This window comes from Pseudomonas sp. A1230, from assembly GCF_044218825.1.
Lineage (GTDB): Bacteria > Pseudomonadota > Gammaproteobacteria > Pseudomonadales > Pseudomonadaceae > Aquipseudomonas > Aquipseudomonas iridis.
Map to the genome: position 1 here is coordinate 660446 of NZ_CP162582.1, position 21986 is coordinate 682431.

Below are 21986 nucleotides of genomic sequence, written 5' to 3' on the forward strand. Positions count from 1 at the left end.
AACGTGAGTCAATTTTTCCAGATACATCCGGAAAACCCGCAAGCGCGCCTGATCAAACAGGCGGTCGAGATCATCCGCAAGGGCGGGGTCGTGATTTATCCCACCGACTCTTCCTACGCCATCGGTTGCCAAATTGGCGACAAGACCGCCATCGAGCGCGTTCGACGCCTGCGTCAGCTCGACGAAAAGCACAATTTCGCCTTGATCTGCAGCGACCTGTCGCAACTGGGCAACTACGCCAAGATCGACACCGGCACGTTCCGTATTCTCAAGGCGCATTTGCCGGGACCGTACACCTTCATTCTCAACGCCACCCGTGAAGTGCCGCGCCTGTTGCTGCACCCCAAGAAGCGCACCATCGGTTTGCGCGTTCCCAGCCATCCGATTGCGCTGGCGCTGCTGGCCGAACTTGGCGAGCCGCTGATGAGCGTGACGCTGATCATGCCCGGTGATGAAGATCCAATGACGGATCCATACGAAATGCGTCAATTGCTTGAGCATCAAGTGGACCTGATCATCGACGGCGGTTTCGGCGGCATCAAGGCCTCCACCGTGATTGACCTGACGGGCGACGATCCTGAAGTAGTCCGCGTCGGTTGCGGCGATCCGACCCCGTTCATGGTCGAGGCCTGAATGTCCGCAGTGGAAACCGTTGCCGATCCTCAGGCCGGCGCCCAGCAGGAGCTGCCGTTCGCCATGGTCTATGGCCAGGCGGTCATGGAAATGCCGCTGGACCTGTACATTCCGCCGGATGCGCTGGAAGTCTTTCTTGAGGCCTTTGAAGGTCCGCTCGACCTGCTGCTTTACCTGATCCGCAAACAGAACATCAACATCCTCGACATCCCGGTGGCGGAAATCACTCGCCAGTACATGGGCTACGTCGAGTTGATGCAGTCGGTGCGTCTGGAACTGGCCGCCGAGTATCTGGTGATGGCCGCGATGCTCGCCGAGATCAAATCGCGCATGCTTCTGCCGCGGGCCGAAACCGTCGAGGCGGAAGAGGACGACCCTCGCGCCGAACTGATCCGTCGTCTGCAGGAGTACGAGCGTTTCAAGGCTGCTGCCGAAGGCATCGACGGCTTGAGCCGGGTTGGCCGTGATGTGGTCGTGCCCAAGCTCGACGCCCCCGAAGCCCGGGCGCGCAAGCTGTTGCCCGACGTGGCGCTGGAAGAGATTTTGATGTGCATGGCCGAAGTGCTGCGCCGTGGCGACATGTTTGAAAGCCATCAGGTCAGCCGCGAAGCGCTGTCCACCCGCGAACGCATGAGCGATGTGCTGGAGCGGCTCAAGGGCGGCGGTTTTGTGCCGTTCGTCGAGCTGTTTACCGCCGAAGAAGGTCGCCTGGGTGTAGTGGTGACCTTTATGGCGATCCTTGAACTGGTCAAGGAATCCTTGGTCGAGCTGGTGCAGAATGAGCCGTTCGCCGCGATCCACGTGCGAGCCCGAGCCGAATAACGAGTCGAAACATGAACCTGACTGAACCCCGCGAGCTGGCGTCCCTGCTTGAAGCCTTTCTGTTGGCCTCGGGAAAGCCGCAATCCCTTGAGCGCCTTTTTGAACTGTTCGAAGAAGGCGAACGGCCTGAACCGGCAGTCTTCAAGAAAGCCCTGACCCTGCTGGGCAAGTCCTGCGAGGGCCGGGCGTTTGAGCTCAAAGAGGTCTCGTCCGGCTATCGCTTGCAGATCCGCGAGAAGTTTTCGCCGTGGGTCGGGCGCCTGTGGGAAGAGCGGCCGCAGCGTTATTCCCGGGCCTTGCTGGAAACCATCGCGCTGATCGCCTATCGCCAGCCGATCACCCGTGGCGAGATCGAAGACGTAAGGGGCGTAGCAGTCAACAGCAACATCGTCAAAACCCTGCTCGAACGCGAGTGGATCCGCGTCGTCGGCTACCGCGACGTGCCCGGCAAGCCAGCAATGTTCGCCACCACCAAGGGGTTTCTCGATCACTTCAACCTGAAGAATCTGGAAGACCTGCCACCGCTGGCCGAACTGCGCGAGATGGAAGCCGACCCGATACTCGATTTCGACGATGCCCCGGTGCCGCAAGGCTTGCAGGAACTGGCCGACGCCAGCGCCGAGCCGGAGGAAGAGAAAGAAGAAACCAGTTTCCATACGCTGTTGCTGGAGCTGGACAGCATGGAGGAGGGGATCAAGACCGACTTCGACGATCTGTTGCGCGATGGCGCCGATGCCGGTGCCGACTCCGATTCCGAAGCACCGTCGACCGAGACCGAAACTGTCGAGCCGGTGAACGAAGTTGAACTCGAAGAAGAGCCGCAAGCCGAACCTGAAGAGGACATTCTGGGCGTAGCCGAAGCTCGGGAAAAACTGCTCGCTGCCGTGGCGGCTCTGGAGCCACCCGCGCCAGAACCCGAACCGGAGTTGAGCGAAGAAGAAGCCGAAGCCCGCGCCCTGGCCGAAGCCATCGAAGCCGAACGTCGCGAGTTCGAGGACTGATCCTTCCTCAAGAACACTGTTGCCCCCTGTGGGAGCGAGCCTGCTCGCGAATGCGTTGTATCAGGCAACGATGATGTCAACTGACAGGACCCTTTCGCGAGCAGGCTCGCTCCCACATGGAGCCCTGCACATCTGGAGTATCTGATGAGTTCTACAAAAGACCCCTGCATCAGCCTCTGCAAATTCACCGACGACATCTGCCTCGGTTGCGGGCGCAGCAAGCGCGAAATCAAGGCCTGGAAGAAACTCGACAAGGATGACAAGCACACTGTACTGGCCGAAGCCGCGTTGCGCCTGATCAAACTCGGCGGCGCCGGTCGGCGGAAAAAGAAATAACCTTGGCCTGATCGACTAGTCTCTGATGCGCGATGCCGCACATCCGCGTATGATTCGCGACCCTTCGCCGATCCCTTCGGTGAAGAACCCAGATTCCAATGCTTCAGACGCCCAGCTCAGGACGGCTGAACAGACCACACCGGGAGGTGCCCAGATGAGTGACATCAATCAGAAAGACGACCAGGAAATCGGCCCAGCAGGCGAAAAACTGCAGAAAGTCCTCGCCCGTATCGGCGTCGGCTCGCGCCGTGACGTGGAAGCCTGGATCACCCAGGGCCGGATCAAGGTCAATGGCAAAGACGCCACCCTCGGTCTGCGCGTCGACATTCTCGACGCCATCACCATTGATGGCAAAGTGATCAAGCGTGAAGAGGCTGCCGAATCGGTGCGCCGCGTGATCATGTACAACAAACCCGATGGCGAGATCTGCACCCGTGACGACCCGGAAGGCCGTCCGACCGTGTTCGACAAGCTGCCGCGTCCGAAAGAAGGGCGCTGGATCAACATCGGTCGTCTCGACATCAACACCACCGGTTTGCTGATGTTCACCACCGATGGTGAGCTGGCCAACCGTCTGATGCACCCGTCGTACGAGATGGACCGCGAGTACGCCGTGCGTGTACGCGGTGAAGTCGATGACGAAATGATCGAGCGCCTGAAGGCGGGCGTGGTGCTGGAAGACGGTCCTGCCAGGTTCACCGACATCAAACAGGCGCCGGGCGGCGAAGGCTTCAACCACTGGTATCACTGCGTGGTGATGGAAGGTCGTAACCGTGAGGTTCGTCGTCTGTGGGAATCCCAGGGCCTGGTGGTCAGCCGTCTGAAGCGCGTGCGTTTCGGCCCGGTGTTCCTCAACTCGGATCTGCCGATGGGCCGCTGGCGCGAAATGAGCCAGTACGAAGTCGACATTCTGAGTGCTGAAGTGGGTTTGACACCGGTGGCGATGCCGCAACTGAACGCCAAGAGCAAAGACAAGCTTGAGCGTCTGCAGCGCAAGTCGTCGCGCCCGATGGGCAAGACCGAGCGCGTGCGTACGCTGCGTCCTGCCGCTGGTGCTCCGACCGGCCCGCGTCCATCGCGCGAGCCGCACATCGAAGGCGAGCGTCCGGGTCGCAAGCCGGTTGTCCGTGACGGCGAGCGCGCTCCGCGTCCGGCCAACGGTCGCACCGAGCGTGGCGAGCGGGGAGCACCTGCCGGTCGTGGTACGCCAGTGGCGGATCGTCCAGCGGACACCACCAACAAGCGTCCGGCCAAGCCTGCACCGAAGCGTCCGGGGATCAAACTGGCCGACGACAAGCCATCGGGCAAGCGTCGCGGCGCACCGGCCGGTTCCGGCCAGCGTCCGGGTTTCGGTCGCAAGAAACCGGAATAAGGCAGCTGTGAGCTTCTAGCGGCAAGCTTCAAGCTAAAGCAGAAACGCCAACCGCAGGGTTGGCGTTTTTTTTCGTCTGGCGAAAGTGGGGTAGTGCTTTTGAGGGACTCATCGCTGGCAAGCCAGCTCCCACAGGTTTTTGTTGCGTTGCATAAATCCTGTGAACACCGCAGATCCCTGTGGGAGCTGGCTTGCCAGCGATGAGGCCAATGCAGCCCCATGATTTCCAGAATCAGAACACAAACCGCCCATCAAACACCGGCTTGTCATCCAGCGCCAACACCCCTCCAGAGAAGATCAGATCCAGGTGATGGCTGCCCTTGGCCCCGCCACCAAGCCCCAGATGCAAGCCACAATGGCGTTCCTCGAACCCGGCGTTGCGCGCATACAGGTCTTTCACGCCTTCGTTGGTGCCAATCCCCAGTTCTTCGATCCGCCGGTTCGACGGATTCGCATCCAGGTATTTGTTGAAGTCATGCTCCAGGCCCGGCACATCCGTGGCGATGCGGCTGATGGTCGAGTTTTCGATCCACAACTCCAGCGGCGACTCCAGCACGCCGTACTTGCGTGCAAACGGAATGGTGCTGAGGAAGGTGCCCTTGAACTTCACGTGGCCGTTGATTTCTTCGCTGTGGGTGGCGATTTCACCGGGGGCCAGGTCGAAGTTGCCGACACCGTTGATGTCGGTCCACTTCTTGATGCTGCTCATCGGCGTTTCAAACCATGAGCCGAGGTCATCCTTGAAACTCAGGGTGGTGGCCTGGGACATGCGCTGAATCAGGTGGCTGTTCAGTCCGGCAATCCGCTGCGGCGTGACGCTGAACGTGTCGTAGAAATAATCGCCGTAATCCTTGAACAGCAGCGACTTCTTCCAGTTTTGCGCCATGACCGCTTGTAGCGCGCGGACAAACTCCGGGCCGTCGGGGCGCGGGTTAGGCAGGGTGGAAGAGTCGTAGAAGAAAATGTACAGATCGCTGTCGGTTATCGCCGAGGTCAGCGCTGCGGTGCTCTCCAGGTCCAGGCGCCGGGCGCTGAAGTTGAAACGTGGATGATCGCCGGCCTGTTCGGCGATCGCGCCGGTCAGGGCTTCGTAATCGGCGGTGTGGCCGAGCAAGACCTGCGCCGAGTCGAGGCCGGCGAGGGCTGGATGATGTTCGAGGTAGTAAAGGAAATGCGAGATCGCGCGGGGCTTATCCATGAGTCCTCCCTGACTGACCGTGAAGAAAGCGGCAGGCATGACCGGCCGGATCGTGCCTGCCCGGTGATGTCTTTACAGAGGCCACATCGCGGTGCCGAACGGAACGACCGCGTCGGCTTGCATCATTTCTACGGCGGCCTCGTGGGTCGGTGCTTCAAACCATTCGTCCAGTTGCAGTTCGCTATCCAAGTCTTTTTCCAATGCTTGCATGGTCGATCTCCTAGATGACTTTCACGGTTGTGACTGGCCGGTCGAGTTGGCCGGCGAGACGTGAAGAACCTAGTTCAGGGATTTTTATAATGCAAAAAATCATTCATTTAATTTTTAAATGGATTTTTTATTCTGTTTTTTGAAGGCGGTTTTCTTATTTAAAAACAAAAAACTAAGCGTTCGGATCGTTAGCAAGCTAGCTACCGTCAATTTGCAGACGTCTGACAGAAATTTCTGAAATGGAAACTCTTCGTTACGGTCTGTAAATAAATGTTTACGAAATCTGCGGTAAACCCCAGTGAAAGGAGCCTGATGTCAACGCTGTAAGGAAAACCTGCCGAAGCCCCATCCGCCGGGAGCTGCGCAAGGCTCTGGCGCGCTTGTTTCAGAGGCGTTTGAAGGGTGAGATGCGCCTCATGCCTGCCGTGCAGGTGCATAACAAGAAGGAGGCGCAATGAACGCCGTGACTGATTTCCACTTCTCACCGTGGGACGGTTTTCCTACCGTTCCCGTCGATGGCCCGCAAAGGCTTGACTCAATTTTTGCAGCCGCTCGAGCGTCTCGAGGCGGACACACGCAATCCCGGCAACCGACACGCTGATCCAGCGGGGTCTGGCGGCAGGGGGTTAGCGGTGTACAATGCGCCGCGTTTTAACTGTGACCCTCTGCGTAATCGCATGAATCTCAAGGCTATACGCCTTGTTCACTCCGCCGCGCCACAAGCGTGTCGGGTTCGATTTCGTCACAGATAAAAACAAACAGGTGACGCATGACCGTTGTAAAAAAGCTGAACTCCTGGTGCCTGCGCTGGGGTTTGATCGGGGCTGCTTGAAATCGCAACCTTGCAGCAACGTCTACTGAACATCATCAAACCTTGCGTGAGACCTTTTTCATGAGTGGACAACCCTCTCAATCAGGCGAGCTGAAACGCGGCCTGAAAAATCGACACATTCAACTGATCGCCCTCGGTGGCGCGATCGGTACAGGATTGTTCCTCGGCTCGGCCGGGGTCCTGAAATCCGCCGGCCCGTCGATGATCCTCGGCTACGCCATCTGCGGCTTCATCGCCTTCATGATCATGCGCCAGTTGGGTGAGATGATCGTCGAAGAGCCGGTGGCCGGTTCCTTCAGCCATTTCGCGCACAAGTACTGGGGCGGCTTTGCCGGTTTCCTGTCGGGCTGGAACTGCTGGATTCTGTACATTCTGGTGGGCATGTCGGAGCTGACCGCGGTCGGCAAGTACATCCACTACTGGGCACCGGAGATCCCGACCTGGGTGTCCGCTGCCGGGTTCTTCGTGCTGATCAACCTGATCAACCTGGCCAACGTCAAAGTCTTCGGTGAAGCCGAATTCTGGTTCGCGATCATCAAGGTCGTGGCGATTGTCGGCATGATTGCCCTCGGCAGCTACCTGCTGGTCAGCGGCAACGGTGGCCCGCAAGCCTCGGTCAGCAACCTGTGGTCCCACGGTGGTTTCTTCCCCAACGGCGTCAGCGGTCTGGTGATGGCCATGGCGATCATCATGTTCTCGTTCGGCGGCCTGGAAATGCTCGGTTTCACCGCAGCCGAAGCCGACAAGCCGAAAACCGTGATCCCGAAAGCGATCAATCAGGTGATCTACCGAATCCTGATTTTCTACATCGGCGCCCTGGTGATCCTGCTGTCGCTGACCCCATGGGACAGCCTGCTGGCAACCCTCAACGCGTCTGGCGATTCCTACAGCGGCAGCCCGTTCGTGCAGGTGTTCTCGATGCTCGGCAGCAACACTGCCGCGCACATCCTCAACTTCGTGGTGTTGACCGCTGCGCTGTCGGTATACAACAGCGGCACCTACTGCAACAGCCGCATGCTCCTGGGCATGGCCGAGCAGGGTGATGCGCCGAAAGCGCTGGCGAAAATCGACAAGCGCGGCGTGCCGGTGCGTTCGATTCTGGCCTCCGCAGCGGTAACGCTGGTGGCGGTGCTGCTCAATTACCTGATCCCGCAGCATGCGCTGGAACTGCTGATGTCGCTGGTTGTGGCGACCCTGGTGATCAACTGGGCAATGATCAGCTTCTCGCACTTCAAGTTCCGCCAGCACATGAACAAAACCAAGCAGACGCCGTTGTTCAAGGCTCTGTGGTATCCGTACGGCAACTACGTTTGCCTGGCGTTCGTCGCGTTCATTCTCGGCGTGATGCTGTTGATCCCGGGTATTCAGATCTCGGTGTACGCGATTCCGGTGTGGGTCGTGTTCATGTGGGTCTGCTACGTGATCAAGAACAAGCGTGGCGCGCAGCAGGCGCTGCACGCGGCGAGTTCTGCCGCCAAGTAAGCAAGCTGCACAAACAACAAACCCGGCCAATGTGCCGGGTTTGTTGTTTCTGAGCCTTTTGCAAATTCTTTGTGGGAGCGAGCCTGCTTGCGAAGGCGGTGTGTCAGCTGAATGATTTTCGACTGACACTGCGTATTCGCGAGCAGGCTCGCTCCCACAGTGGATCTTCGTCAGGTTCGAGAGGGTTTTCGCGGTATCCTGCGCTTACTGAATACGGACGCTTTTCCATGCTGGTGATTTCCAACAATGTGCATCTGCCGGATGCCGAGATCGAATTGACGGCCATTCGCGCCCAGGGTGCGGGTGGGCAGAACGTCAACAAGGTCTCCAGTGCCATGCACCTGCGCTTCGACATTGCGGCCTCGTCCTTGCCCGAGTTCTACAAGGAACGGTTGCTGGCGCTGCGCGACAGTCGCATCACCAGCGACGGCGTGTTGATCATCAAGGCCCAGCAATACCGCACGCAGGAGGCTAACCGGGCCGATGCGCTGGAACGTCTGGTTGAGTTGATCGTCAGCGCCACCAAAGTCGAGAAGAAACGTCGCCCGACCAAGCCGACCCTCGGTTCAAAGAAGCGTCGGCTCGAATCGAAAACCAAGCGCGGCAGCATCAAGGCCGGGCGCGGCAAGGTGGATTTCTAGTCTTCGCGGTATTTCGCCGTGTGCTTGTACAGGTACACGCTCAGCGCCAGGCCACTGAGCGCGGCGAGGGCGGCGAACAGGAAGATCGAGGCGAAACCGAATCCGGCAGCAATGGCCCCGGCCAATGGCCCGGTGATCCCCAGCGACAGGTCGATGAACAGCGAGTAGGCGCCGACTGCCGCGCCCCGGCTGGACGCAGGCACCAGATTCACTGCCTCTACGCCCAGCGCCGGGAACACCAGCGAGAAGCCGAAACCGCTCAGTGCCGCGCCCGCCAAGGCCCAATGCGCATCCGGCGCCAGCCACAGCAGCAACAGCCCCAGTGTCTCTACCGACAAGCAGGCAATCGCCACGCGGAAGCCGCCGAGGCGATTGATCAGGTTGCCGAACAAGAGCCGCGCGCCGATGAAACTGGCGCCGAACAGGCTCAGGCACAACACCGCGTTGTCCCAATGTTGCGTGGCGTAATACAGGGTGATGAAGGTGGCGATGGTGCCGAAACCAATCGAGCCCAGCGCCAGTCCGCAGCCGTGCGGGAAAACCCGCCCAAGCACATGCATGAACGGCAAGCGCTCACCGGCAACCACCGGGGCGGCGGTTTTCGGCCACGCCAGCAGCAGGCCCAGCACGGCCAGCAAGATTATGCTCACGCCCATGCTCCACAAGCCCAGTCGACTGACCAGCCACACCCCGAACGGCGCGCCGATCGCCAGTGCGCCGTAACTGGCGATGCCATTCCACGAGATGACTTTGGCGGTGTTCGCTGCGCCGACGCGGCCGATGCCCCAGCCAATCGAGCCGGAGCCGACCAGGCTTTCCGCGCTGCCCAATACCAGACGCCCGATCAACAGGCTGATCAGGCTAAGCACCGGCAGGTTCGGCGTCCACGCGGAAATCAGCATGAACACGCCGCTAAGGCCACAACCGGCCAGGCCATACATGACGGCCAGCTTGCTGCCCTTGTTGTCGATGATCTTGCCGGCGTACGGGCGGCTGAGCAGGGTGGCGAGGTATTGCACACTGATCACCAGCCCGGCGACGACCGCGCCAAAACCCAGATCACTGTGGACATAGCCCGGCAGCACCGCGAGCGGAATGCCGATGTTCAGATAACCGATAAAGGTGAAGAGGACGATGGAAACAACCTGCAGCGTAACCTTCATAGGGCGCTGGGGCTCGGACATAGAGGACGACATGGGTAAAGATCCACGGGAGCAGCACAATAGATAGGCTGCTCATGATACCGGCGAGAAAAGATCTGGGGCGGGAAAAGTAAAACTATTTGCCTGGCGGCGACTTCATGGTTTGGCGGGAGCAACCAGTTGCGTGGTGACCAGTGCAGCGAGGGCATTTTCTTCGCTGCCGAAACGGGCGAGCAGGGCGGCTTGTTTCTCGGGAGAGAGGCGGCTCCAGATCTCGATCATTTTCTCGGTGGCGCCGATCAGGACGGCAGCTTGGCTTTCGGAGAATTCGTCGGTCATGGCGGGCTCGGTTCAGGCAGTGTGGAAAGCGCATCTTAGCGCTTTCCACACGGTCTGTACGGCGGGTGTTGCTTACTCTTCGCTGTCGGCCGGACGGCTCTCAGCAGCTTCTTCAGGCTCGGCCTGTGCGGCGCCGGCTTGTTGCATGGTCGTCTGCTCAGGCTCGTGCAGGCTTGGGAAGGGGAGATTAGGAATCTCGTGCATGGTTGCGCTCCTCGCTAAGTCTGTTGATAGATCTGGTAGATCCGCGCTTTCAGAAAGCTTGCGCAGGATACAGCAGGAAAAATGACAATCAGACTTTTAATTCAATTTATTGCGACAAATGGCCGCAGGGGGAGGGCGGGAAGCAAAAGATTGCTGCAAAAACAAATGCAGGAGCTGCCGCAGGCTGCGATCTTTTGATCTTGCTTTAAAAAAGATCAAAAGATCGCAGCCTGCGGCAGCTCCTACAGGGTATTGCGGTGTTACTTGCAGACGTCGGCGATTGCGTCGGCCAGCAGCGCCAGGCGTGTCGCATCGATGCCGGCAACGTTGGCCCGACCCGAACTCACCATGTACACACTGTGATGCTCGCGCAGTTGTTTCACTTGCTCCGGCGACAGGCCGGTGTAGGAGAACATCCCGCGCTGCACGCCAATGTGTGCAAAACGCTCGCGCAACCCGTGCGGCTCCAGCGCTTCGACCAGGCCGCTGCGCAATTGCGCAATACGCAAGCGCATGGCTTCCACTTCGTCGGCCCAACGGGCTTTGAGCTCTGGATCAGCGAGGATCGTCGCGACCACAGCTGCACCATGATCCGGCGGCGTCGACCACAAATTGCGGGCGATGTTGGCCAGTTGGCTGCGGATATCGATGAGCTTGTCGGCGCTTTTCGCGCAGACGATCAGCGCACCGGTACGGTCGCGATACAGGCCGAAGTTTTTCGAGCAGGAACTGGTGATCAACAGCTCAGGCAGTTCAGCGGCGAATAACCGGGTTGACCACGCATCCTGCTCCAGGCCATCGCCAAAGCCCTGATAGGCGAAGTCGATCAGCGGCAACAAATCACGGCTGCGCACGACGTCCAGCACACGCTGCCAGTCGTCATGGCTGAGGTCAAAACCGGTCGGGTTATGGCAGCACGCATGCAGCAACACCACGTCGCCCTTCGGCACTTCATTGAGCACCGCGAGCATCGCTTCGACGTCGAGACGGTTGTCGCTGCCCACATAAGGGTAGTGACTGGCCTTGACACCGGCCGCCGCAAAAATGGTTTCGTGGATCGGCCAGGTCGGATTGCTCAGCCATACACCTTTGCCCGGCAGGCATTGGGCGATGAAGTCGGCAGCCAGACGCAGGGCTCCGGTGCCGCCCGGCGTCTGAGTGGCGCCTGCACGCTGCTCGGCGAGCAGTTTCGAACCGGCGCCAAGCACCAGCTCGTTGATGACCTTGCCGAACAACGGATTACCGTGGCCACCAATGTAGGTCTTGGTGTCCTGGCTTTCGACCAGCCGCGCCTCGGCGATTTTCACCGCTTCAGGGATCGGCGTCAGGCCTTGGGCGTCCTTGTAGACGCCAACGCCCAGGTCGAATTTGCGCGGGTTAGGGTCCTGCGCATACGCCTCCATCAAACCGAGGATAGGGTCGCCGGGGACCCGGCCGATGGCGTCAAAGTGCATTACTTGCGTCCTTCAGCGGTCTTGGCCACTTCATCCGTGCGCGCGGCCATGATGAAGTCGTTACGGTGCAGGCCTTTGATCGAGTGGCTCCACCAGGTCACGGTGACTTTGCCCCATTCGGTCAGCAGGCCCGGGTGGTGACCTTCGGCCTCGGAGATCTCGCCGACGGCGTTGGTAAAGGCCAGCGCGTGCTTGAAGTTTTTGAACAGGAACAGTTTTTCCAGTTGCATCACGCCATCGCGAACTTCGATGTTCCAGTCAGGGATCTGCTTGATCAGGATCGGCAGTTCTTCGTCGCTGACTTGTGGCGCATCGGCGCGGCAGGCTTCGCAGTGGGCTTGGTTCAAAGTAGACATGGTGGGCTTCCTGAAATCTGGAGGTGTTTTTTTATATTGGCCGTCAATGCCGCCACGCTAAAGCAAAGTGGCGGCAACTGACAGACTCACTTGTCAGCAAAAGTGGCGGGTCACGCCGCTTTTGGTTTTGGCGGAAATTTCGGCGCGTGCAGACCTAGCTGCATACCTTGTCTGACCATGGCCATGATGTCTTCATGGGCCACATCGAACAGGCGCTTGAGGTTCGGCAGGACAAAGTACAGCGGTTGCAGGATGTCGATGCGATACGGCGTGCGCATCGCTTCCAGCGGATCGAATGCCTGATGCTCGGGCTCGTCCGACAACGAATAAACAGTTTCTTTGGGCGAAGACAGAATGCCACCGCCGTAGATGCGTTTGCCTTGCGGGGTGTCGACCAGGCCGAACTCGATGGTCATCCAGTACAGGCGCGCGAGATAAACGCGCTCTTCCTTGGTGGCTTGCAGGCCGAGTTTGCCGTAGGTGTGAGTGAATTCGGCGAACCACGGGTTGGTCAGCAGCGGGCAGTGACCAAAAATCTCGTGGAAAATATCCGGCTCTTGCAGGTAGTCGAGCTCTTCGCGGGTGCGAATGAACGTGGCCACCGGAAATTGTTTGCTGGCGAGCAATTCGAAGAAGGTCTGGAAGGGGATCAGCGCCGGGACACGGGCGACCTGCCAGCCGGTGGTCTCGCCGAGCACTTTGTTGATCTCGCCCAGTTGCGGAATGCGGTCGTGGGGCAGACCGAGTTTTTCGATACCGTCCAGGTATTCCTGGCACGCACGACCCTCAAGCACTTTCAGTTGGCGAGTGATCAGCGTGTTCCACACCGCGTGTTCTTCGGCGGGGTAGTCGATAAAACCTTGCGCATCGGGCTCGCGGGCCACGTATTGCGTCTGCTTCATACTGCTCTCCTGCTAGGGGAATTCGTTCTTGTTATGTCCAGCGATGGACTCAGATTTACCTGAGAGCGCGTTGATGTGCAGCAGGTTGAATCACCTGCGCGTAGGAAATTTCTCTTTAATTCGTAAAGTAATCATTACGCTTTGACGAATATCTCGCGTTTACAGTGATTCACGGGTTTGAAAAGGTCGGTAGCTGTCACATAATCTTGACAACTATCTGCGTGCCTCGGCAGAAAGTATCCCCTGTGGGAGCGAGCCTGCTCGCGAATACGGATTGTCTGACACATCACTGCTGAATGTGACGCCGCCTTCGCGAGCAGGCTCGCTCCCACAGGGTCTGTGTTCAACCTTTTTACTGGTCTGTCGGGTCATTTATATGCGTATCAAAGTCCACTGCCAGAACCGCATCGGCATCCTGCGCGACATCCTCAATTTGCTGGTGGCGTACGGGATCAACGTCGCGCGCGGCGAGGTCGGCGGTGAGCATGGCAACGCGATCTATCTGCATTGTCCGAACCTGATCAATATCCAGTTCCAGGCGCTGCGGCCGAAATTCGAAGCGATTGCCGGCGTGTTCGGCGTCAAGCGGGTAGGGTTGATGCCGAGCGAGCGCCGGCACATGGAATTGAACGCATTGCTCGGTGCGCTGGAGTTTCCGGTGCTGTCGATCGACATGGGCGGCTCGATCGTCGCCGCCAACCGCGCGGCGGCACAGTTGCTCGGCGTGCGGGTCGATGAAGTACCGGGGATTCCACTGTCGCGCTATGCCGAAGATTTCGATTTGCCGGAACTGGTGCGAGCAAATAAATCGCGAATCAACGGCATGCGGGTCAAGGTCAAGGGCGACGTGTTTCTGGCCGATATCGCCCCGCTGCAATCGGAACACGACGACAGCGAAGCGATGGCCGGTGCGGTGTTGACCCTGCACCGCGCCGACCGCGTCGGCGAGCGCATCTACAACGTGCGCAAGCAGGAGCTGCGTGGGTTCGACAGCATTTTCCAGAGCTCCAAAGTCATGGCCGCAGTGGTGCGTGAAGCACGGCGGATGGCGCCACTCGATGCACCTCTATTGATAGAAGGCGAAACCGGTACGGGCAAGGAGTTGCTGGCGCGCGCCTGTCACCTCGCCAGTCCGCGCGGGCAGTCGCCACTGATGGCGCTCAACTGCGCGGGTCTGCCGGAGTCGATGGCCGAGACCGAACTGTTCGGTTATGGCCCCGGTGCTTTCGAAGGTGCGCGGGCCGAAGGCAAGCTTGGTCTGCTGGAATTGACGGCAGGGGGGACGCTGTTTCTCGATGGCGTGGGTGAGATGAGTCCGCGCCTCCAGGTCAAACTGCTGCGCTTTCTGCAGGACGGCTGCTTCCGTCGCGTTGGCAGTGATGAAGAGGTTTATCTGGATGTACGGGTGATTTGCGCGACGCAGGTGGACCTGTCCGAATTGTGCGCGCGGGGCGAATTTCGCCAGGATCTGTATCACCGCTTGAACGTGCTGTCGCTGCACATTCCACCGCTGCGCGAATGCCTCGACGGTTTGACGCCGCTGGTGGAGCACTTCCTCGATCAGGCCAGTCGGCAGATCGGCTGTTCGCTGCCGAAACTGGCGCCGGCGGCGATGGATCGGCTCAGCCATTACCATTGGCCGGGCAACGTGCGGCAGTTGGAAAACGTGCTGTTCCAGGCCGTTTCGCTGTGTGACGGCGGTATGGTCAAAGCCGAACATATTCGCCTGCCGGATTACGGCGTGCGTCAGCCGCTTGGCGATTTTTCGCTGGAGGGCGGGCTGGACGAGATCGTCGGGCGCTTCGAGAAAGCCGTGTTGGAGCGGTTGTATTCGGAGCACCCGAGCAGTCGGCAGTTGGGCAAGCGACTGGGCGTCTCGCACACGACCATTGCCAATAAATTGCGAGAGTATGAGGTTGGCAAGTCTGAGTCATAGTCAAAAACTCCATTGGCTTTGATGGCCTCTTCGCGAGCAGGCTCGCTCCCACAGTTGCAATGCACTCCCCTGTGGGAGGGAGCCTGCTCGCGAAGGCGGCATTGCAGACAACGTCGGTGTCAGCCTTTGCCACCTACCGGCACAACACCGCCGGTTTTTCGACTTCGATACATTTCCCCTTTCCCCGCAATCCCCCTCAAGTCCTTTGTTTGCCGGGCTTCGCGCTGCCAGAAAAAAGTTGGTCTGCAAATTGCTTATGGCTCAGCAGTACAGCAGTGGGCGGCAAACGTCCGGCATGCAGAGGAAAGAGCGTGGACAAGTACCTTTATGTAGCAATGACCGGCGCGAGCCAAAACGCGCTGGCGCAAAGGGCTCATGCCAACAACCTGGCGAACATTTCCACCAACGGTTTTCAGCGCGACCTGGAGCAGGCGCGTTCGATGCCGGTGTTCGGTGACAGCTTTCCGGCGCGTGCGTTTGCCATGAGCGAGCGGCCCGCCACCGATTTCACTCCGGGCTCGCTGGTGCAGACCGGACGTGACCTTGACGTCGCCGTGACCGGCAACGGCTGGATCGCCGTGCAGAACCCGAGCGGCGGCGAAAGCTACGTGCGCACCGGCAGCCTCAACGTCGATGCCCTCGGTGTATTGCGCGCCGGCAACGGCATGCCGGTGATGGGCAATGGCGGTCCGATCGCCGTGCCGCCCGAGCAGCAAATCGAAGTCGGTGAAGACGGCACCATCAGTATTCGTGCGATGGGCGAAGGCCCGCGTGTGATGGCCGAAGTCGACCGGATCAAACTGGTCAACCCTGACATCAAGAACATGAATAAAGGCCTCGACGGCTCGATCTACACCAAGGACGGCCAGCCGGCGCAGGCTGATGCCAACGTCAAACTGGTGTCGGGGTTCCTTGAGTCGAGCAACGTCAATGCCGTCGAAGAGATGACCTCGGTGCTGGCCCTGGCCAAGCAGTTCGAGTTGCACGTCAAGATGATGAACACCGCCAAAGACGACGACCAGGCCATGGCTCGGGTCTTGCAGATCAGCTAATTATCAGAACGTCGCGCCGTAAAACAGGCGCACGAGGAGAATCGAATGCTTCCGGCTCTATGGGTTGCCAAAACGGGTCTGTCCGCTCAGGACACTAACCTGACCACCATTTCCAACAACCTGGCGAACGTCTCGACCACGGGTTTCAAACGTGACCGCGCCGAGTTCCAGGACTTGCTGTACCAGATCAAACGCCAGCCAGGCGCCCAGTCGACTCAGGACAGCGAACTGCCGTCGGGTCTGCAAGTGGGTACCGGTGTGCGCATCGTCGGCACCCAGAAAAACTTCACCGCCGGCAGCCTGCAGACCACCGAGCAACCGCTGGACATGGCCATCAACGGTCGCGGTTTCTTCCAGATCCTGCAGCCGGACGGCACCACGTCCTACACCCGTGACGGTACGTTCCACCTCGACTCCAATGGCCAGATCGTCAACGCCAGTGGTTTCGCTCTGGAGCCTGCAATCGTTATCCCGAACGACGCGCAAACCTTCACCGTCGGCAATGACGGCACCGTTTCCGTCACGCTGCCGGGCAACGCCGCCTCGCAAGTGATCGGCAACCTGCAGACCGCTGACTTCATCAACCCGGCCGGTCTGCAAGCCGTGGGCAACAACCTGTTCCTGGAAACCGCCGCTTCCGGCGCGCCGCAAGTCGGTACTCCGGGCCTGGCCGGGTTCGGCACCACGCTGCAGAACACGCTGGAAACGTCCAACGTCAGCACCGTTGAAGAGATGGTCAACATGATCACCACTCAGCGCGCTTACGAGATGAACTCCAAGGTGATCTCCACCGCCGACCAGATGCTCTCGTTCGTAACGCAGAATCTGTAATCAAGTCTATGAGGCGGCCATGAGGTCGCCTGCAACACCGTGAGGTAGGGTCATGAATCGCTTTGTATCTGTTCTGGCATTGAGTGGGGTCGTCTCGCTCGCGGGCTGCGTCGCTCCGACGCCCAAGCCCAATGACCCTTACTACGCTCCGGTGTTGCCGCGCACGCCGTTGCCGGCGGCTGCCAACAATGGCTCGATCTATCAGGCCGGTTTCGAGCAGAACCTGTACAGCGACCGCAAGGCGTTTCGGGTCGGTGACATCATCACCATCACCCTGAACGAGCGCACCCAGGCGAGCAAGAATGCCAACTCGCAGATGGACAAGAACAGCGACAACTCGATCGGCCTGACCTCGTTGTTCGGTTCCAGCCTGACCACCAACAACCCGATTGGTGGCGGCGACCTGAGCCTGAACGCCGGCTACAGCGCCGACCGCTCGACCAAGGGTGACGCCAAGTCGGGACAGAGCAACAGCCTGACCGGTTCGATCACCGTAACCGTCGCCGACGTGTTGCCTAACGGCATCATCGCCGTGCGCGGCGAGAAGTGGCTGACGCTGAACACCGGCGACGAGCTGGTGCGCATCGCCGGTATGGTTCGCGCCGATGACATCGCCACCGACAACACCGTTTCGTCGACTCGCGTCGCCGATGCACGCATCACCTATTCGGGTACCGGCGCGTTTGCCGACACGAGTCAGCCAGGCTGGTTCGACCGCTTCTTCCTCAGCCCGCTGTTCCCTTTCTAGGTGGCTACGTTGAATTTCAAGAGCCTCATGCTGGCCGCCGTTATGTTGTCGGTGGCCTTCACTGCACACGCCGAACGGTTGAAAGACATCGCCAGTATTTCCGGCGTGCGTTCCAACCAGTTGATCGGCTATGGCCTGGTGGTCGGGCTTAATGGCACCGGTGACCAGACGACGCAGACGCCGTTCACCCTGCAGACCTTCAACAACATGCTCTCGCAGTTCGGCATCAAGGTGCCGCCGGGATCGGGCAACGTGCAGTTGAAGAACGTCGCGGCGGTGTCGATCAGTGCCGATCTGCCGGCGTTCGCCAAGCCGGGTCAGCAGGTCGACATCACCGTTTCGTCGATCGGTAACTCCAAGAGCCTGCGCGGCGGCACACTGTTGCTGACCCCGCTCAAGGGTATCGACGGCAACGTCTACGCCATTGCTCAGGGCAACCTTGTTGTCGGTGGTTTCGACGCTGAAGGTCGTGACGGTTCGAAGATTACCGTCAACGTTCCGTCGGCCGGTCGCATCCCTGGCGGTGCGTCGGTTGAGCGTTCAGTGCCGAGCGGTTTCAACCAGGGCAACAGCCTGACGCTGAACCTCAATCGCTCCGACTTCACCACCGCCAAACGCATCGTCGACAAGATTAACGACATGCTCGGCCCTGGCGTCGCACAAGCCATCGACGGCGGTTCGATTCGCGTGACCGCGCCGCTCGATCCGAGCCAGCGTGTCGACTATCTGTCGATCCTGGAAAACCTCGAAGTCGATCCGGGTCAGGCCGTCGCCAAAGTCATCATCAACTCGCGCACCGGCACCATCGTCATCGGCCAGAACGTGAAGGTTTCGCCAGCCGCCGTGACTCACGGCAGCCTGACCGTGACCATCACCGAAGACCCGATCGTCAGCCAGCCAGGTCCGTTGTCCAACGGCCAGACCGCTGTCGTACCGCGTTCGCGAGTGAATGCCGAACAGGAAGCCAAACCGATGTTCAAGTTCGGCCCGGGCACCACCCTCGACGAGATCGTTCGTGCGGTGAACCAGGTCGGCGCGGCACCGGGCGACCTGATGGCGATTCTTGAAGCATTGAAACAGGCCGGTGCGTTGCAAGCCGACCTGATCGTGATCTGAGGACAGCCACTATGGATATGCGCAAAAGCGGTCTGGTCGGCAGCAGCGATTCGGGTTCCTACTCCGATCTCAATCGTCTGAATCAGCTCAAGGTCGGCGACAAGGACAGCGATGCGAACATGCGCAAAGTTGCGCAGGAGTTTGAATCGCTGTTCCTCGGTGAAATGCTCAAGTCGATGCGCTCTGCCACTAATGCGTTGGGCGAAGACAATCCGCTGAACACGCCGGCGGCCAAGCAGTACCAGGAAATGTACGACCAGCAACTGGCCGTTTCCATGTCCCGCGAGGGCGGTGGTATTGGCCTGGCCGACGTGCTGATGCGCCAGATGTCGAAGAACAAACCGATGGCGCCGGGCGAAGCTGAAGCCGCCTCTGCTGCCAAGCAGGAAGCCGCGAAAGCCGCTGCCGCTAATGTCGCCACGCCGATTGCGGCCGGCACCGTCGGCACTGGCCCGTTGTCACGCCTCAATGGCGAGCGTCCGCTGTGGGCCTCGCGTGCGGTGCATGCGCCGAACACCCTGCTCGCGCACAGCAATGACATGGCGCTGATCAACCAGCGCCGTCTGGCCTTGCCGCCGAAACTGGCTGATCGTTTGCTCGCTGGGCTGGTGCCGTCGGCAACGCCTGCCGCGACAACTCAATTGCCGCAACGCGCCACGACTGCTGCCATCACTGGCACAGGCCCGCTGTACAACGGCGACTGGCTGGCGCGTGCCGAGGCCGAAAAAGCCTCGGGCGGCCAGATGCAGGTTTACGGCCGTGCGGTGGCGCAGATTCCGCTGGCACCAGCGAAAAAAGCCTTCAGCTCTGCCGACGAATTCGTCAACACCATGCTGCCGATGGCCAAGGAAGCCGCCGACCGTATCGGCGTCGATCCGCGTTACCTGGTGGCGCAAGCCGCGCTGGAAACCGGTTGGGGCAAATCGGTCATGCGCGCGCAGGATGGCAGCAGCAGCCACAACCTGTTCGGCATCAAGGCGAGCAGCAACTGGCAGGGCGATTCGGCCCGGGCAATCACCAGCGAGTTCCGCAATGGCGCGATGGTCAAGGAGACGGCCGAGTTCCGTTCCTATGCCTCGTACAAGGACAGCTTCCACGATCTGGTGACTTTGCTGCAGTCCAATAATCGCTATCAAGAAGTGCTGAAGTCGGCCGATAACCCAGAACAGTTTGTACGCGAGTTGCAGAAGGCCGGTTACGCAACCGACCCGAACTACGCGAGCAAGATTTCGCAGATAGCCAAGCAGATGAACAGTTTTGAAAACTACGCTGCGGCGGGCGTTTCCACCACGCCTTTATAAGGCACAAGGTATAAGGTCTGAACCATGAGTTTGCTCAATATCGGGATGTCGGGGCTGTCGGCTAGCCAGTCCTCTTTGGCTACGACAGGCAACAACATTGCCAACGTCGACACCGCCGGTTATTCGCGCCAGCAAACCGTGCAGGGCACCAAATCCTCGCAGCAGTACGGCAGCGTTTTCATCGGCACAGGCACAACCCTGGCCGACGTGCGCCGGGTCTACAACTCGTACCTGGAAACCCAGTTGCACACCGCGACTTCGCTCAACAGCGAATCGGCGTCGTTTCTGGCGCAAGCCAAACCGCTGGACGGCACGCTGTCCGACGTGAACACCGGCCTGACCGGTGTGTTGCAGAAATTCTTCACCTCGATGCAGGGCGTATCGACTTCGGCCACCGATGACACTTCCCGTCAATCGGTGCTGACTGGCGCACAGGCGCTGACCGGTCGCTTCAATTCCATCGCCAAGCAATTGAACGACCAGAACACCACGATCAACGGCAGCCTGAGCGACATGACCGCCCAGGTGAACAAACTGGCCAACTCGATCGCCGCGCTCAACCAGAAGATCGGTGAGATCTCCACCAGCGGCGGTGCGCCGAACGATTTGCTCGACAGCCGTAATGAGGCCGTGCGTCAGTTGTCCGAACTGACCGGCGCGCAAGTCGTCGAGCGTGGCACCAGTTTCGATGTGTATGTCGGCAGCGGCCAGCCGCTGGTCATCGGCAACACCACCAACTCCCTCAGCACCGTGCCGAGCAAGGATGACCCGACGCGCCTGGGCATCCAGATGGATCGCGGTTCGAGCACCATCGACATCACTTCGGTGATCAACGGTGGCGAAATCGGTGGCTTGCTGACTTATCGCAAAGAAGTGCTCGACCCGTCGCTCAACGAGTTGGGGCGTGTAGCGCTGGTCATCGCCGATCAGATCAACAGCCAGCAAGCCCAGGGCATCGACAAGAACGGTGACTTCGGCGCGGCGATTTTCAACAATATCAACAGTGCCGCGCTGATCAGCCAGCGCAGCATTGCGCAGTCGGGCAACAGCGCAGGCTCGGGCAACCTTGATGTCACCATCAAGGACACCGGCAAGCTGACCACCAGCGATTACCAGGTGACGTTCACCAGCGCCACCGATTACAGCGTCAAGCGCTCCGACGGCACTGACATGGGGACGTTCAGCACCAACACGACGCCACCGCCGGTGATCGACGGCTTCAGTCTGGCCCTCAAGGGCGGCGCGTTGAGCGCGGGCGACAGCTTCAAAGTGACGCCGACGCGCAATGCGGCAGCGAGCATCCAGACCGTACTGACCGATCCGAAGAAAATCGCTGCAGCGGGCCCGTTGACCGGTGTCGCTAGCGCCAATAATTCCGGCACCTATACCCAGCCGACGCTCACCGACAAGATCAACATCTACAACCCGGCCGCTCAGGCCGAAATGCAGACTGCGCTGAAATATTCGACGCCGGTAAAACTGGTGTTCGGCGAGGCGAGCGGCGGCAGCCAGCCGTACACCATGGTCGACGCCAAGGGCGGGCTCATCAGCTCCGGTACGATCGTTCCGGGGCAGGCGAACACCCTGGACCTGAAAGTGGGTATGGTCGATGCCAACGGCGCCAAGATCATGGACACCTCGGTCACGCCTAACGTGCAGAAGACGTTCACCGTGCAGACCACCGTCGGCGGCACGCCGAAGGATGGCGAAACCTTCACCATGAACATGACCGGCGCGGCCTCTTCGGATAACCGCAATGCCCAGGCGCTGGTTGGCCTGCAAACCAAACAGACCGTCGACACCGGTTCGGCGAGCAAAGGCATCAGCCTGACCGACGCCTACAACAAACTCGTGACCAACGTCGGTACCAAGACCGCACAAGGCAAGTCTGACGTTGAAGCCACCACGGCGATCCTGACGCAGGCTGCCGGTGCGCGTGATTCGCTGTCCGGGGTCAACCTGGATGAAGAAACCGGCAACCTGGTCAAATACCAGCAGTACTACACAGCGTCTTCGCAGATCATCAAAGCTGCGCAGGAAACTTTCGCCACGCTGATCAACAGCCTTTAAGGAGTCGT

The 21986-nt window shown here is 59.8% G+C and carries 22 protein-coding genes; 14 read left to right on the plus strand and 8 right to left on the minus strand.

Annotation, left to right across the window (positions count from 1 at the left end; translation table 11 throughout):
• Window positions 1-3 precede the first annotated feature (3 nt).
• The 5 genes from AB4P97_RS03125 to rluB all read left to right on the plus strand — a co-directional run bounded on the left by AB4P97_RS03125 (window position 4) and on the right by rluB (window position 4164).
• Entirely contained in the window at window positions 4-633 is a 630-nt protein-coding gene (locus AB4P97_RS03125; protein WP_115147863.1) for an L-threonylcarbamoyladenylate synthase, read from the plus strand.
• Window positions 634-756: 123 nt separating this feature from the next.
• Window positions 757-1455 carry a ScpA family protein gene (locus tag AB4P97_RS03130; RefSeq protein ID WP_181818527.1) on the plus strand — a complete coding sequence of 233 codons (699 nt, stop codon included), beginning with the start codon at window positions 757-759 and terminating at the stop codon, window positions 1453-1455.
• 11 nt (window positions 1456-1466) lie between these two features.
• Window positions 1467-2456: an SMC-Scp complex subunit ScpB gene (gene scpB, locus AB4P97_RS03135; protein WP_200610847.1), complete on the plus strand. Its 990-nt coding sequence runs from the start codon at window positions 1467-1469 to the stop codon at window positions 2454-2456.
• 144 nt (window positions 2457-2600) lie between these two features.
• Window positions 2601-2792 (plus strand): DUF1289 domain-containing protein, encoded by a 192-nt coding sequence (locus AB4P97_RS03140; protein WP_395602063.1) that lies wholly within the window; start codon window positions 2601-2603, stop codon window positions 2790-2792.
• Window positions 2793-2946: 154 nt separating this feature from the next.
• Complete coding sequence (gene rluB / locus AB4P97_RS03145) at window positions 2947-4164, plus strand: 23S rRNA pseudouridine(2605) synthase RluB (RefSeq protein WP_261736926.1); 1218 nt, start codon at window positions 2947-2949, stop codon at window positions 4162-4164.
• Between the two features lie 232 nt (window positions 4165-4396).
• Here rluB and AB4P97_RS03150 read toward each other — a convergent pair whose 3' ends face one another.
• Both AB4P97_RS03150 and AB4P97_RS03155 read right to left on the minus strand, forming a co-directional pair.
• Window positions 4397-5362 carry a hypothetical protein gene (locus AB4P97_RS03150; RefSeq protein ID WP_047300245.1) on the minus strand — a complete coding sequence of 322 codons (966 nt, stop codon included), beginning with the start codon at window positions 5360-5362 and terminating at the stop codon, window positions 4397-4399.
• A gap of 72 nt (window positions 5363-5434) precedes the next feature.
• Window positions 5435-5572, minus strand: coding sequence for a hypothetical protein (locus AB4P97_RS03155; RefSeq protein WP_042558177.1), 138 nt, complete (start codon window positions 5570-5572; stop codon window positions 5435-5437).
• Window positions 5573-6464: 892 nt separating this feature from the next.
• On the opposite strand from AB4P97_RS03155, the gene AB4P97_RS03160 reads away from it, so the two are divergent.
• Both AB4P97_RS03160 and arfB read left to right on the plus strand, forming a co-directional pair.
• Window positions 6465-7886 (plus strand): amino acid permease, encoded by a 1422-nt coding sequence (locus AB4P97_RS03160; protein WP_115147837.1) that lies wholly within the window; start codon window positions 6465-6467, stop codon window positions 7884-7886.
• A 227-nt stretch (window positions 7887-8113) separates the two neighbouring features.
• Window positions 8114-8527, plus strand: coding sequence for an alternative ribosome rescue aminoacyl-tRNA hydrolase ArfB (gene arfB / locus AB4P97_RS03165; protein ID WP_042558179.1), 414 nt, complete (start codon window positions 8114-8116; stop codon window positions 8525-8527).
• Here the strand turns inward: arfB and AB4P97_RS03170 are convergent.
• The 6 genes from AB4P97_RS03170 to phhA form a co-directional block, all read right to left on the minus strand.
• Window positions 8524-9711: an MFS transporter gene (locus tag AB4P97_RS03170; RefSeq protein ID WP_200610954.1), complete on the minus strand. Its 1188-nt coding sequence runs from the start codon at window positions 9709-9711 to the stop codon at window positions 8524-8526. The two genes, arfB and AB4P97_RS03170, sit on opposite strands and share 4 nt — an antisense overlap.
• A 114-nt stretch (window positions 9712-9825) precedes the next feature.
• Window positions 9826-10008, minus strand: coding sequence for a hypothetical protein (locus AB4P97_RS03175; RefSeq protein ID WP_042558181.1), 183 nt, complete (start codon window positions 10006-10008; stop codon window positions 9826-9828).
• Window positions 10009-10080: 72 nt separating this feature from the next.
• Window positions 10081-10212: a hypothetical protein gene (locus AB4P97_RS03180; protein ID WP_258558327.1), complete on the minus strand. Its 132-nt coding sequence runs from the start codon at window positions 10210-10212 to the stop codon at window positions 10081-10083.
• 260 nt (window positions 10213-10472) lie between these two features.
• The gene (locus AB4P97_RS03185) at window positions 10473-11666 is read right to left on the minus strand and encodes an amino acid aminotransferase (protein ID WP_042558182.1); all 1194 of its coding nucleotides are present in this window, start codon (window positions 11664-11666) and stop codon (window positions 10473-10475) included.
• On the minus strand, window positions 11666-12022 hold the full coding sequence (locus AB4P97_RS03190; RefSeq protein ID WP_042558183.1) for a 4a-hydroxytetrahydrobiopterin dehydratase: 357 nt from the start codon (window positions 12020-12022) through the stop codon (window positions 11666-11668). The genes AB4P97_RS03185 and AB4P97_RS03190 overlap by 1 nt, the downstream gene beginning before the upstream one ends.
• 110 nt (window positions 12023-12132) lie before the next feature.
• Entirely contained in the window at window positions 12133-12924 is a 792-nt protein-coding gene (gene phhA, locus AB4P97_RS03195; RefSeq protein WP_042558184.1) for a phenylalanine 4-monooxygenase, read from the minus strand.
• Window positions 12925-13300: 376 nt separating this feature from the next.
• On the opposite strand from phhA, the gene AB4P97_RS03200 reads away from it, so the two are divergent.
• From AB4P97_RS03200 to flgK, 7 genes are all read left to right on the plus strand, one after another.
• Window positions 13301-14860, plus strand: coding sequence for a sigma-54-dependent phenylalanine hydroxylase transcriptional regulator PhhR (locus AB4P97_RS03200; RefSeq protein ID WP_042558185.1), 1560 nt, complete (start codon window positions 13301-13303; stop codon window positions 14858-14860).
• Window positions 14861-15171: 311 nt separating this feature from the next.
• A complete protein-coding gene (locus AB4P97_RS03205) occupies window positions 15172-15912 on the plus strand; it encodes a flagellar basal body rod protein FlgF (protein ID WP_042558186.1) in 741 nt (246 codons plus the stop codon).
• A 45-nt stretch (window positions 15913-15957) separates the two neighbouring features.
• Complete coding sequence (gene flgG, locus AB4P97_RS03210) at window positions 15958-16743, plus strand: flagellar basal-body rod protein FlgG (protein WP_042558187.1); 786 nt, start codon at window positions 15958-15960, stop codon at window positions 16741-16743.
• Between the two features lie 52 nt (window positions 16744-16795).
• The gene (gene flgH, locus AB4P97_RS03215) at window positions 16796-17491 is read left to right on the plus strand and encodes a flagellar basal body L-ring protein FlgH (RefSeq protein ID WP_042558188.1); all 696 of its coding nucleotides are present in this window, start codon (window positions 16796-16798) and stop codon (window positions 17489-17491) included.
• A 27-nt stretch (window positions 17492-17518) separates the two neighbouring features.
• Entirely contained in the window at window positions 17519-18607 is a 1089-nt protein-coding gene (locus tag AB4P97_RS03220) for a flagellar basal body P-ring protein FlgI (protein ID WP_228732622.1), read from the plus strand.
• 11 nt (window positions 18608-18618) lie between these two features.
• On the plus strand, window positions 18619-19908 hold the full coding sequence (gene flgJ / locus AB4P97_RS03225; RefSeq protein WP_395602064.1) for a flagellar assembly peptidoglycan hydrolase FlgJ: 1290 nt from the start codon (window positions 18619-18621) through the stop codon (window positions 19906-19908).
• 24 nt (window positions 19909-19932) lie between these two features.
• Window positions 19933-21978, plus strand: coding sequence for a flagellar hook-associated protein FlgK (flgK, locus tag AB4P97_RS03230; RefSeq protein ID WP_047300247.1), 2046 nt, complete (start codon window positions 19933-19935; stop codon window positions 21976-21978).
• The last annotated feature ends 8 nt before the right edge of the window (window positions 21979-21986 follow it).